This window comes from Butyrivibrio sp. FC2001 (assembly GCF_000424125.1).
Taxonomy (GTDB): domain Bacteria; phylum Bacillota; class Clostridia; order Lachnospirales; family Lachnospiraceae; genus Butyrivibrio.
On record NZ_AUJH01000008.1, the window covers coordinates 168,214 to 182,431 of the forward strand.

A 14,218-nucleotide genomic window follows, 5' to 3' on the forward strand; every position below is an offset into this window, starting at 1 on the left:
TAAACTATGATTGATTATTTAAATGCCAATAATTACAAATCATTCGTAAATTTTAAAATAGAATTTAAGCAGGTGAACCTTATTCTTGGGAAGAATGGCAGCGGAAAAAGTAACATCTTTTCGCTGACGTTTTCACTTTTGGAACTGATTAGGGGAAATAAAGAAGCTATGCGTTTATTCTTTTCACCTCTAACATTGACAAGGTGGACAAATAGCAAGATTCAGACATTTGAATTAGGGCTTTCTGATACTTCGCATAAGTTTACTTATGTTGTGGAAATAGAACAGGATATATATAAGAACCAAAGTACCATTATTTCGGAAAAGGTTACTTGTGATGGGAAAACATTATATCAGCTTAGTAAAGGAAGTGCTGTCCTTTTTGATGACGATTTTACCGGGACATCTGTGCTTACTGATTCATCAGTATCAGGCGTTAGCTATGCTCCGTTTGATAACAACCATACATTAATCTTCGGATTCAAATCTGTAGTAAATAGCATAATATTCTGCTCGCCAGATCCTAAGGCCATGGTTGATACTGTTATAAATGAGGAATTAGGAGCAAAGGTTAATTTTTCTAATATAGCATCGGTATATGCATATGCTGTTCAGTCTGATCCGGAGGTGTACTCTGAACTTATGGATACACTTAAGGAAATATACCCTGATTTAAGAAAATATCGTATTAATGTGAATCAATTTGGAAGGCGTTTGGAGGCAGAGTATCAACATAAAGATGTTCTTTGTTCCTACAGTTTTAGCGAACTGTCGGATGGGGAAAGGATGACATTTTCGCTTTATTTACTACTTTACGGATTTATAAAGAAGGGGTATACAGTTTTGCTGGATGAACCTGATAATTATTTATCCCTTAGAGAGATACAACCCTGGTGTACTGAAATAGAAAGTGAGATATCAGAAAATGGACAATGCCTGATGATTTCACATAACCCGGAAGTCATAGACTATTTTGCAGTAGCAAATGGGATTTGGTTATCCAGGCTGTCTTCCGGTGAAAGTACAATAGTTGATGATCCATTAAAAAATAAGGATAATAAGGATTTATTTACCTATTCTGAACTGATAGTAAGAGGTATGTTAGATGAAGTTGAGTAATTAATGAAAATGAATTAAACTTATGAGTCACAAAAAGTTTAATTCATTTTTTATTTTGATAGAAATACGAGGATATTTAAAAATGAATTAAACATTGTTATAAAAGTAACATTAATAATGCTTGGGTAGGAGCTACATTTATGTAAAGGATTTGTGATGATAGGCTAATCTTATGGAGGCCATAGATTTTGGCTTTGATTTTATTCATGAGTCACGTAAGGGCAGAAAAAACATGATGTCATGGATAAAAGGAATTCCTCTATGTACTATCATGCAGGATGATGAGTATTATTTTGAGGTGGAATTCTGCGATGAAGAGCTTGCGGAGTATAAGTTTGTTAGATACGGTTTCTCGTTTAAATGGCACAGAGATGATAATTCTGGCGAAGTGATTACTGATGAATGGATTGAAGCAAGAGAAAATACCAGCGTCAGATATAATTCTTTCTTAAAGCGCAACGAGGGAAAATACCGAAAGGGCAAAAGCACAGTAGCCTATAGAAAGATTGAACTAGATGAACTACAGCTGGCAATTGATGTATTGGCTCTTTTGGATGACATTGATATTTCAGGTGTAGTTAAAGATATACATGACATTACTTTTAGGGTTTGTTCTTCATTGGATCTTGGCGATAGATATCAGCCATCTCCACTCGAATATATTGAGGATGAGGAAGACTCTATAAGATTCGATGATGCAGATGTTCCAAAAGCTTTGTTTACATTAAAAAAGAAAAAGCCGGAGCTTTATGAATTGTTTGAGGAAGCGGTATATACGTTGTTTCCAGACTTTGCCTCGATAGGCTTAAATGAATTTACCTTGGCAGATCAGAATATGGAACAGCATATTACTGTTAAAGTTGGGGATAAGGAACTGCCTCCTGAGGAAATGGAAAAAGAGATACCGTTCAAAATCAGAGAGCATGTTTATAGATTATTTGTGAAGAGTGAATTTATGAATCAGCCTGTCAGCATGGCTAACATGTCAACAGGCACAAAGAGAGCAATCTGGCTTCTAACCAATGCTTTTGTTGCAAATCTTGTTAAAGCTGGAATAGTTGGAGTTGAAGAGATTGAGACTAGCATTCATCCTCGAATGATTAAGAATTTGCTTGAGATAATCAATGAAGCTTTAGGTGATGCACCTCTTATTGTTTCTAGCCACTCTCCATATCTTGTACAATACCTTAAACCTGAGAAGATATATGTCGGTGTTCCAAATGCCAATGGTGTAGCCGAGTTTAGAAGAATTCAAAAGAATAAGGTTAAAAATATCGTAGCTAATGCACGTGATCTTGGGCTTTCAGTAGGTGAATATCTATTTGAACTCTTATCCGGAGACTCAGATTCATTTGAAATATTAGAGAGCTATTTGGAGGTGGTTTGAGTTTGGGAGAGTATACAAGGGGAATAGCCTTTGTCCTGGAGGGAGCAACAGAGAAAGTATTTTACAGAGCATGTGGTATAATGACGACGTTGGAAAAATGTGAATAATTATACTGATAAGCAGGTAAATTGTTTTGGCTGGGTACTATAGGTACTATACCGGGGGTCAGACCCCATTTTGGAAATGTTAATAATGATACAAAAATATTACAAGCGTTTTGGATTGCTTAGGTTTATTAACAAACGGATGAACAACGCATAAATACTGAATTTCTGAGCATTTTTGCCATTTGACAACAGACTGGCGAGATGCTAAGATTAAGGCGTAAGAATAATAAAAAGGGTGTCACCGTGACGGTTAGCCCAAACAAATTATGATAAGCAGAAATGTGACCGCTCAGCAATCTTTGTCAGGGATTAGGCGGTCATTTCTGCGTTTTATTGATATCCTTGCCGATGGAGTATCCAACGGCAAAGCAGGTAAGACATAAGCTTAACACAGCGATTATTCCGAGGATTATTTCCATTGGTTTAGCCCTCCTATTTTATTTCTGCTCTGGTGTGGATAATAAAATGCCTGACTCACAGATTATATAAACGGAGGGTCGCAGTCCCTCCGAGAAGAGGGCTAACCGTCAACCATCAAAAATTGGTGACACCCTAGATTTAGAAGTTTACCACAGAGAAATAATCCTGTAAATTGCAAATTTGGTTGTGACTATGATAAAAACAATAAATACCTTGGGCCTGTCAGTGCGCCTAGCTAAGGGCGCTTCATATAGCGGATTGCAAACGTCCGCCTGATAAGCTGGGCATAGGGCATATGGGGTCAGGCCCCATGAAGGTCATGTTAATCCGATAATCCAGGATATCTCTATCCCAGAGCTTGCAACTATATTCGATAATAGCTTATGCGCTCCCATTACTGATATTCCTGATATGGCGTATAGTGACGACGAATCAATATATCTCGCTTACGGATGGACGGCAAGCGGCTTCTATGTAAAAGCGTGGTACACATACAGGGATGGCTGCAAGTGGAGAAACCATAGTGTATGTTACAAAAACGGGAGAATGTTATCATAAGGATGGATGTTCCAGTCTTAGCCACAGCAAGATAGAGATTACACTTCAGAATGCTGTATCCAATTATAGACCGTGTAAAAAGATGTAAGCCACCGGTGTTGGATGCTCAATAAGTTGCTATAGCTCATTATGGTGAAGGCTGACAGACCAAAGAATAGATTGGAACCAACTTGAGGCAAGAATAACTATACAACGAAAAACAGAGCTAACATCACACAATGTGCAATGCCGCTCTGCAAAAGTCGAACTTTTTCTTTGTACTTGTATTTTACTCAGGAGTAAACCAACTGTCAACAACCAATTTCAGAAAATCAAAAGTACCCTTGAGCATAGGATTGTTCTTATAATAATCATTATTCTTGAATGCCCTGGCGATCACATCCTGAAGGTCCTTAGCCGCTTTTTTATGTACGCCTTCACTCGTGACAATCTCTTTGTGCATATAAAGAAGAGTCACAATTTGCTGAATTCTTGCATTGCTCATTCGATTCTTTCTAAAATTTTTATTCATGCCCTCGATACTCATCAACGCCTTTGTAACTCCAGCATTGGTATCATGGCTTGCTGTTCTTGCCTTCAAATCATTAAGAATACAGTTACTATGAGCAGAAGCATTTCGTATTTCTTTACAGGTTAATAACCTATAATAATTATTTTTCATATTCTTATCGGCAAATCTGTCTGCGCAAAAACCATAAAACGAAACAAGACGTCCAAAAGGTATAACCTCTAGAAAAGCCCAGATCGGATACGCGCCATCATACTTAACAATTATATCACCACAATGATGATTCAAGAATCCTGTCCGGATGTTACAAGAATCATCACATCTACCGCCTCAAGGATCTTATTGAAAAATCCTTTGGCAATCTCAAAGAAAGACTTTCCATGCGACGAATGTCCGTCGCATCAGAAGAAGACTTTGAAGGCAAGCTGTTTATTCAGTTTATAGCACTTCAGATGGTGTCTTATATCAAAAAGCAGATGGATGAAAATGGCCTGTTTAACAAGTTCACAATCCAGTCATTACTTGATGAACTGGATACTATTGAGTATTATCAGCAGCCTGGAAAGGCACATCATCTATCGGAGATAACAGCAAAGCAGTGTGAACTCTATGAGTTCATGGGGGTAAATGTCCCGACATGCTCAAACCTTGGTATAAAATGACGGGACTTTAGGTTACATGCATAAAGAGATTGTTACAAGTTAAGGGGTACATAAGAATGAGGGCAAGGGGCTACATGATGTGATAACTAGAGCGTTCAAGAATAAGGACTATTATAAAAATAATTTGATGCTTAAGGGTACCTTTGACTTATACAGAGGTCGGTATCTTCAAGGTATAATATATCTGTGATATTATTCATGTATTCTCCTTCTTTGTTGTATTTTCCCCAGAAGTATCATACGAGAAGGTAGAAAAACAATGATCATTCAAAAAAGAAACGGGATTAAACAACAGATTATGTTGATCAATCCTGTTTTTTTATTATTTAAGGCTAAACACTCACAAATAACCCTCAAACCAATTCCTCAAGTTTGCTCCTCATGAGCATCCATCAGGGAAGATCCTCATATAAGAGTTTGGTTCTGGAAAAAGGTTTTATAGGTCATTTATAAAGCTGGTGATGCAAATCTATTAGAATTCAATAGATATTGTTATATGAAGTCTTTTTCCAGTAATGGTATTAACACTGGAGATGTGAGAGTTCCAACTCAAATGTAATTTGTTATAAATTATTATATATATGTGCTCTACCATTGTATTTTTATAGTAAAAAGAGTTATTATGGAATGTACATGTTTTTGATTAACCTATAACCAAGAAAGTACACTTTTTTGAAGATTAGAAGTAATAGATAAAGAGTTCATTATCACCTTGGTGTTATTGGACTGCTTTTGGGTATGCAGGACCTGAGGAAAAGGATATATAATGGCTAAAAGAAAGACAATATTTACTATAATAAAAACGATAGCTTTTATTCTGTTGGTTTGTTTTGTTGTAACAAGACTGACATATCTGTTTAGAAATACATCTTACGATAGAAACCATATCACGGGCATAAAGAAAGAAAAGAACATTGATGTTGTATGTGTTGGAGCAAGTGGGACATTTGTCGCCTGGGAACCATTTAGGGCATGGAAGAATTACGGAATCACATCATATAATCTTGCTACTAATGCTATATCGCCCCCTATGCTTAAGAGTTATGTGAAATATGCGATGGAAACCCAGAATCCGGACCTTTACATAATTGATCTTAGGCAGATAGATAATTCTGATTCAGATACAATCGTGGATCATGAAGGCGGATTACGTAATGGAATAGATTCACTTGACATTTCTGCAATTCGTATGGAGTGTATAAAAGATTGTTTTGATTATTATATGTCTGATATAAATATTTCTTCAGTGGATTATTGGTCATATTGTTTTGATTTAGCCAAGTATCATACAAAATTGAATACATTAAATAAGGACTCTTTCAAGTATATTAATAATAATCTTCCTAGTACGGATAAGGGATTTGAATTTGTAGATATGTATTATGAACATTTGACATATCCAGACAATCAGACTGATGAAATTGGAATCTTAACAGATAGAAATAAAAGGTGCATGGAAAAATTACTTTCGTTCTGCGAAGATAACAATTTAAATGCTCTTTTTATTGTCTCCCCGGGATGGGTAACTAAAACTGCTATGGCAACATATAATGTTGCAGAAAAGATGGTGGAAGATAGAGGATTTAGGTTTATTAACTGTAATAAGTATTATGATGAAATAGGTTTGGATTTCTCAAGAGATTTCTATAATGAAGGCCATTGTAATGTTTATGGGGCGGAAAAGTATACGAATTTTATGGCTGCTTACGTTAAAGAACATTATAATCTATTGGATCATCGAGAAAATTCTGATTATAGTGATTGGGATACGTATGTTGCTAATGCATTGGAAAAGGATAAAGAAAAAAAGAATTGTGTTGATGATGCAATAACTAGAGTAAACGAGGCTCGGAACAGCAATCTTCAGCTTAAGGAAATTAATGAGATTGATTCTTGGATTTTAAAGGCTGATTCAGATCAGAATACAATACTAATTACGTCTAAGAATTCAGAAATAAAGAATGCATATATTCCCTGGAAAGTTAAAGATTCTAGTAAGAATATTATACGTGTATTTGTTGGTGATAGTGAGTTATTTTGCAGTGATACTTCACTTGATAATCCATATACAGCTACTCTCGGAACTGATAATCTAAGTTATTCTATAAACTGTGGCATGATGACTATGCTAAGTATAGGTGAAGACAGCTTTTTGTTTTCGAAGGATGGAACTTATATTACAGTATTTGACAATAATTACGATGAGGTGATTGACGTAATTAGGATTTACGATGATGGAAATAGAACTGTGATGGAGCATTTGTAAATAAGTTCTAGTGATTCATGTTTTTGAGAGGATGAAAGCATAAAGATGGGCTTTTTGTTTGGCTTTTGGGGAATGTCATATAATTCTATACCATTTCTTGTGTTTTTTAGTGTATTCCTATTATTTTACTTTATAGTGCCTAAGAACTGGATGAAGGTAACAGTTATCATTTTGGGGAATCTATTCTTCTATTGTTTGGTCGGAGGGTTAAACGTTCTTGGGGTAGTAATAGCAAATACTTCTATTTTATATGTGTTTTCACAGATTATTAACAGAATTTACATTAGGGGAGAGATGACGAAGCCAAATAATCTTTCCAAAATGGAAGAGGTGAGTTATTGGAAAGAATATAAAAAGAAGACAATACTGCCTTGTACTATAGGTGTCATATTAACAATAGCGGTTTTGATATATACAAAAGTGGGGAAGATATGTGGTTGGACAGTAGTTAGTTCACTATCACAACTTTCTTATGGGAAAATTCTTGTACCATTAGGTCTTTCATATTATACATTTTCTTCTGTAGGATATTTGATAGAAGCATATAAAAGGAAGATTAAATTCACTAATAATTTTTTCTTGTTGTTTGCGAGTGTTACATTTTTTCCAATAATTGTGGAAGGACCTATCAGTAATTACGATAAATTGATAGCTCAGTTCAAAGCTATTCCTAAATTTGATTATGATCGTTTTTGTAATGGATTACAGCGTATGCTCTGGGGGTTATTAAAAAAAATGGTCATATCTGATCGCGTTTCTCTTTATACTTCAGTAGTATTCGGAGACGTTTTTAGATATGCAGGAGCCGAGATAGTGGCGGCTGCTATTTTGAATGTTATACAGATTTATACGGATTTCTCTGGATGTATGGATATAGTAATAGGGGCATCAGAGTCTATGGGGATATCATTGGAAGAGAACTTTAGGAGTCCACTTTTATCAACATCAGTAACTGATTTTTGGAGAAGATGGCATATAACACTATTTGAATGGTTTAGAAACTATATTTATATGCCGATTGTCCAAAGTAAATTATTTAAGAGGTTAAATAAGAGATGTAGGAATCGGTTCGGAAACCATTTGGGCCAAAGTATAGCACTTATGGTACCCTCGTTTGCGGTATGGCTTATTACAGGATTATGGCATAGTACTGGAAATGATTATATAGTTTGGGGGATGTACTGGGCTGTACTTACAACTATGAGCAATATACTTACACCAGTATTTCAATGGATAAATAAGAGGTGCTCTTTTAGAACCGAATCATTTGGATGGAAGCTTTTTCAAGTGATAAGAACTGATTTCTTCTACTTGGTTTCAGGATTGATAGTTGTAAACGGAGCAAAACAAGGACTTCATGGTTTCTTGTATCTTTTTCAACAAATCACTGTGGAGTTTAGGATATGGAAACTCTTTAATGGAGAAATATATACATATGGTTTTACACAGACAGATGCAGAAATTGTATTTCTTGGAATGCTTGTTGTATTTATAGTAGATTACATAAATTGTAAGGGTAGTCGAGTAAGAAATCTTATAGCAGAGCAACCAATACTATTTAGATGGATGATTTGGGTAGTGCTAATTGTTACTATTGTGGTATTGGGTGAATATGGTCCAGGATATAGTTCTGCTGAATTTATTTATAAAGGATTTTAATATATAGGTAATGTAGGAGAAGAGGAAAACATGCAAATAAGTATAACAGAATGGTTGGATACTTCTGCTGAAGAATATTCAGAAAAGAATGCAATAGTTGACTCACATGGAATGGTGACATTTACTGAATATCGTACAAAATCTCTTGCAATAGCTAGAGAGATAATTGATTCTGGAATTGGGCATCAACAACCGGTAGTTGTTTTCATGGGGAAAAGTGCTAAGGTACTCGTGGCGTTTCTTGGTGTTGCGTATAGCAGATGTTTTTATTCACCGATAGATGTTGATATGCCAGAATCAAGGGTTAATAAGATATTGGAGATTTTGGCACCAAAGTTAGTAATCACTACACGGGAATTGAAGGAAAAATTTAAACAGTATTCATTTGAGGGCGAATATCTGATATATGAGGATATATTACCTTCCAAAAACGATAACGATATAGTTACTCCTGTATCTAGAAGTATTCTTGACACGGATCTTTTGTATGTTCTTTTTACTTCTGGAAGTACTGGAGTGCCCAAGGGTGTGGGAATTAGGCATCGCTCAGTAATAGATTACATAGATTGGGTGACCTCGGAATTTGGTATCTGTGAAGAAGATGCTTTTGGAAGTCAGGCTCCCTTTTATTTTGATAATTCTATACTTGATATTTATTCAACATTAAAGACAGGCGCAACACTTTATATAATACCTAAAGAATTGTTTTCAAAACCATTTGAGTTGCTTGAATATCTAAAAACTAACAAAGTAAATACCATCTTTTGGGTTCCAACAGAATTGATTATGGTAGCTAAGCTCAAAGCGTTAAAAAAAGTCGATATGACTAATGTTATAAAAAGAGTGCTGTTTTGCGGAGAGGTGATGCCTAACAAGGAACTAAATTTTTGGAGAGAATATCTTCCAAATGCTGTCTACTCAAATTTATATGGCCCTACGGAAATAACAGATGCCTGTACTTTCTATACGATAGATAGGGAGTTTTCTAATGATGAATCTCTTCCTATCGGGAAACCAATGCCAAATACAGAAATTCTGCTTTTAGATGAAGAAAATCATCTGATCACGACTAATCAACAGGGTAAGATTGGAGAACTTTGCGTAAAGGGGACTTGTCTCGCAGTTGGCTATTACAAGAACCCGGAAAAAACTAATACAGCGTTTGTTCAGAATCCATTGAATGACAGATATGAAGAAAAAATCTATCGTACGGGAGATTTGGCCTCATATAATGAATATGGGGAATTAATATATAATGGGCGTAAGGACTTTCAAATCAAGCATCTAGGACATAGAATTGAGCTTGGAGAAATAGAGACTGCGGCATCATCATTTGAAACAATTATTCGGAATTGTTGTTTATATGATACTAAACATTCAAGGATAGTGATGTTTGTAACATCTACTTGTGAGGTTGATAGAGAAGAGCTTAGAAATAAGCTAGCAAAGCTTGTTCCTTCATATATGCTTCCAGAGAAGATAATTAAACTGGATTCTATGCCACTTAATGATAATGGGAAAATTGACAGAAACAAATTGAAGGAGATGATTTGAATATATGGAGTGGAAGCTTCTGCAAGATGAGTCTCAGTTAAAAGAGTTGATAAAACCTATAAAAAAAGATTGTAAAGGTCATTTTTATACAAATTATCAATTTCTAAATAGTACAACAGATGATGATATCAAATATACAGAAATATTCTTTGCGCAGGATGTAGATAATGTATACGTGCTAAAAAGGAAGGATGATTGTTACCAGTTTTCATATGCTATTGGGAGAGTGGAAGATCTTGATGTCTCAAAATTTCCTCAATCTGTCAAAAATAGCTTGGTATGTTGTGATATTATAGAGATTGAAGGAAAAGAAAAACAAGGTTTTGTAGTGGAGAAACTTTTACAAAACGGATTTAAAGAGTATAAGTCGTATCATATGTGGGAACTGGATAAGCAAGAAATTAGGCCCCATAATATGAAAGGATTTCAGATTACAGATGTTTCAGATAAAGAGTATTTGAAAAGAATATTTTATGTCTTTGATCCTTTTGCCGATATGCTACCATTAAGAAAACAATTTGCGGATTATCTTACAAAGGTATGCTCGTTTTCATGCTTAGTTGAAGGGAGATATGCGGGCAGTAATATTTACAAAATTAACGGTAATACGGGGGTTGAAGAGTTTGTTTTTCGTGATGGAAAATTTCCAGGAGTTGGGGCTATTCTATGTGAAGAATTATTGAATAGGTGCTTTAATATGCATAATTGTAAAAAGGTTTTTGCTTGGATAGAAGATAGTAATGTTCAAAGCATAAAGATGCATGAACAAATTGGTTTTACTCGGAATACACAGTACAAAAAGACATATACTAGTGGTGAAACAACGAATATTTGAGATTTGGTATATAATATAACGAATAGAGAGATAAAGGAGGATAAAATAATGGAAGAAAAAATACTGGAGATTTTAAAAGATATAAATGAAGATTTATTGACTTATTCTGGCGATAATATGTTAGATGATGGTATAGTTAATTCTTTTTCATTTATTTCGTTGATTAGCGAACTGGAAGAAGAGTTTGATGTTGAAATTGACGAAGAGTTTTATGAGGCTGAATATTTGGGCAATAAGAATAGAATTATATCTACAATAAAAATGTTATGCTCAAAGTAGAATCATTTTTTATTTGAATTAAATCTACTATTGTTTTTTACAGTAAAGGCAGAATATAGTGACGGAGAAAGGGGCTGACGTACTAAGCAATTAGTGCGCGGCCTTTTTCAATGTGAAATATTGTATTAACTCAAAAACCATGCCTCGAAGACGGGCTTTTACTGTAAAATATGATTATGTGATTAAGCGTAAGTACTGTTAATTGTCAAGTAAAATTGTCCCTAGGTCAATTTTAAGTGTAAATCAATAAATGCTCTTTGGTAAGCGCGAAATAATTCAGAGGGGTTGCGTCATCCCGCGACAGATTTATTGAGTCGATAACATATTTCTCTAACTGATGGAGTTAGGTATTATGTATATACCCCTTTGTTTGAATTCATAAAAAAGCATTGATGATGGTTACTCCTTTTTGGCATATACAACATTTTCAAGAATAGTAAGACAATGATTGCTTTGTGGCAAAATCTTGCCGCTTATAATACGAATATCTCACTCAATTGCCCTTCACCTTCCTCTATGCTATAATATGCTTTCGATATTGCATCATATAATGACATGTAAATAATCAGGAGAAACATATATATGAGTAAAAATGTGCCTGGCACATCAAGAAGAAATAGCAAATACATATATAGATTCATATGCAAGATTATACTTACTGCAATAGCAGCAGGTATTTTCTTTTTGTTCTGGCATGAGTTTGTTAAAACGCATAATAATACCGGTTATCTTATGGGACTTGGTAACCTGGGAATGGCACTTGGAATTTACATTATCCTGTATACCATAATAGGAAAATGGCTCCATGCATTTACCATAGGTGTGGAACGTATCGCCAATATTATGGCAGGACAGGCTCTTGCTCTTTTTGCTGTAAATTTTATAGAGATTTTTGTATCCTGTGCTATAACAGGACAGTTCAGATTCTTTTTTCAATTTTTAGCATTATATGGTGTGACATTTATAATACAGCTCATTATAAATTGTGTACTTGTATTTTTTATGGTGAATATTTATAGGCAAATATTCCCTCCGCTCAGAATTATTGAGGTGTATGGTGATTACGAGAATGACCTGTGTAGCAAGATAAATGGTGTACATTATAAATATGATATTATAGATCATATTTCTCACAACGAAGATGAGAAGAAAATCAGTGACAGAATTAAACGATATGATGCAGTTCTCATAAACGATTTGCCTGCGCATAAGAAGAATAAAATTCTGAAAATATGCTATGAACTTGATAAGCGAGTGTATTTTGTTCCCAAATTATCTGACATACTTGTGAAAAATTCTGAAGAGCTTAACCTAATTGATGCACCATTATTTTTAAATAGAAATAATGGAATAACTGTTACACAAAGATATCTAAAGAGGACATTTGATATTTTGCTTAGTCTTGTAGCACTCATTGTATTTAGCCCATTGTTTTTTATAACAGCTGTGGCAATACATTTAGAGGATGGCGGACCAGTATTCTTTAAGCAGGAAAGAGTTACACTCGGTGGCAAGAGGTTCATGATCTTGAAATTTAGATCAATGATAGTGGATGCTGAAAAGGATGGAAGACCTCATCCTGCAGGAGAGAAGGATGATAGGATAACTAAGGTCGGAAACTTTATCCGTGCCTGCAGAGTAGATGAACTTCCGCAACTAATTAATATATTAAAAGGAGACATGTCAATTGTGGGTCCCAGGCCTGAGAGGTGGGAACATGTTGAAAAGTATTCAGAAGAAATACCAGAGTTTAACTTAAGACATAAGATGAAGGGAGGACTAACAGGATATGCTCAGGTGTATGGAAAATACAACACCACAGCCCTTGATAAGCTTAAGCTTGACCTTCTCTATATAACAAATTACTCCCTGCTCCTGGATTTGCAGATTATATTTGAGACTGTGAAGATTCTTGTACAGAAAGAGAGTACGGAAGGATTTACAGAAGAAGAAAGTAAGCATATGCATGATGAGGATATATAATATAGAAGTTGCTTTATAATGAGATAAGTGTTACTCTAATTCGTATGCTTATTAAAGATAGTTGTTAGTTTATAGAAGTATAAGTTAATAAAAAATTATAAGTATATTCAAATAGTTTGATGGACATGTCGTTGCACTATACAATGATTCTGCTAAGAAATCTGGTAATAGTGCTACCAATAGTGAATGTGAAGAATAATTTATACTCGTATGGTGAAGCTATATCTCAAAATACATCCGAAATAGTGCGGTTTGTACAGAATTGTGGTCGGAAAGAGTAAAACAAGGATAGAACTTGCGTAATGTGCCAGAGAAATCTCATATTGCGTCGATATATTAATCTGAATTCTTAAGGGGATGAGATTAGAGAAATCGCTGAAAGGCACATAAGTGCTGGGGTGAGACACATAAAGATATGCTAAAAGTACTGCCGAAATAAGATACCCATTTTCAGGCGTGGTTGGAGACACATAATTCAGAGAATTGTAGAAAAATATATACAAGCACTAATAGACAGGGAACTGAAGAAATTTACATATATTTATATGTCTTTCAAAAGCATAGGCGTTAAAGAATGCTTTGAATATTACATAACAATGCATTTAACAATTGATATGATTGATGGTAGTTGGCGTTCTCATCCGTTTGCTGATGAACAAGGAAAGTACTATGATGATATGTTCACGTAGTTGGCTTGATTTATGCAGATGTGGGAAAAGTGAGGGAATAGATAAAGAAGTACTACGCTTTAAACAAAGGTCTTGCGATTGGAACAGCTCGGAATGTTGATACTGGTGGTGTTAAGCAGTTTGTGTTCAGATCATCAATGATCTTTTATGATAAACAAAAGCATATCTATTCAACTACAAAGCTACATTTGG

Annotated in this window: 10 protein-coding genes; 9 read left to right on the plus strand and 1 reads right to left on the minus strand. The window is 34.9% G+C overall.

The window, feature by feature from the left end; all coding sequences use genetic code 11:
- Positions 1 to 6: 6 nt before the first annotated feature.
- Both G601_RS24685 and G601_RS21930 read left to right on the plus strand, forming a co-directional pair.
- Positions 7 to 1,119, plus strand: coding sequence for an AAA family ATPase (locus G601_RS24685; RefSeq protein ID WP_026664629.1), 1,113 nt, complete (start codon positions 7 to 9; stop codon positions 1,117 to 1,119).
- A gap of 172 nt (positions 1,120 to 1,291) precedes the next feature.
- The gene (locus G601_RS21930; protein WP_051205586.1) at positions 1,292 to 2,506 is read left to right on the plus strand and encodes an AAA family ATPase; all 1,215 of its coding nucleotides are present in this window, start codon (positions 1,292 to 1,294) and stop codon (positions 2,504 to 2,506) included.
- Positions 2,507 to 3,859: 1,353 nt separating this feature from the next.
- Here the strand turns inward: G601_RS21930 and G601_RS0104650 are convergent.
- A complete protein-coding gene (locus G601_RS0104650) occupies positions 3,860 to 4,387 on the minus strand; it encodes an Abi family protein (RefSeq protein ID WP_026664630.1) in 528 nt (175 codons plus the stop codon).
- Between the two features lie 92 nt (positions 4,388 to 4,479).
- On the opposite strand from G601_RS0104650, the gene G601_RS21935 reads away from it, so the two are divergent.
- From G601_RS21935 to G601_RS21945, 7 genes are all read left to right on the plus strand, one after another.
- A complete protein-coding gene (locus G601_RS21935; RefSeq protein ID WP_155834461.1) occupies positions 4,480 to 4,761 on the plus strand; it encodes a hypothetical protein in 282 nt (93 codons plus the stop codon).
- Between the two features lie 766 nt (positions 4,762 to 5,527).
- Positions 5,528 to 7,027 carry a hypothetical protein gene (locus G601_RS0104660; RefSeq protein WP_026664631.1) on the plus strand — a complete coding sequence of 500 codons (1,500 nt, stop codon included), beginning with the start codon at positions 5,528 to 5,530 and terminating at the stop codon, positions 7,025 to 7,027.
- Positions 7,028 to 7,348: 321 nt separating this feature from the next.
- A complete protein-coding gene (locus G601_RS0104665; RefSeq protein ID WP_207638018.1) occupies positions 7,349 to 8,686 on the plus strand; it encodes an MBOAT family O-acyltransferase in 1,338 nt (445 codons plus the stop codon).
- Between the two features lie 30 nt (positions 8,687 to 8,716).
- The gene (locus G601_RS0104670) at positions 8,717 to 10,240 is read left to right on the plus strand and encodes an amino acid adenylation domain-containing protein (RefSeq protein ID WP_026664633.1); all 1,524 of its coding nucleotides are present in this window, start codon (positions 8,717 to 8,719) and stop codon (positions 10,238 to 10,240) included.
- Positions 10,241 to 10,244: 4 nt separating this feature from the next.
- Entirely contained in the window at positions 10,245 to 11,075 is an 831-nt protein-coding gene (locus G601_RS0104675; RefSeq protein ID WP_026664634.1) for a GNAT family N-acetyltransferase, read from the plus strand.
- 48 nt (positions 11,076 to 11,123) lie between these two features.
- Entirely contained in the window at positions 11,124 to 11,354 is a 231-nt protein-coding gene (locus tag G601_RS21940) for a hypothetical protein (protein WP_035790322.1), read from the plus strand.
- Between the two features lie 582 nt (positions 11,355 to 11,936).
- Positions 11,937 to 13,337, plus strand: a complete 1,401-nt coding sequence (locus G601_RS21945) for a sugar transferase (protein WP_051205590.1) — start codon at positions 11,937 to 11,939, stop codon at positions 13,335 to 13,337.
- Positions 13,338 to 14,218 lie beyond the last annotated feature (881 nt).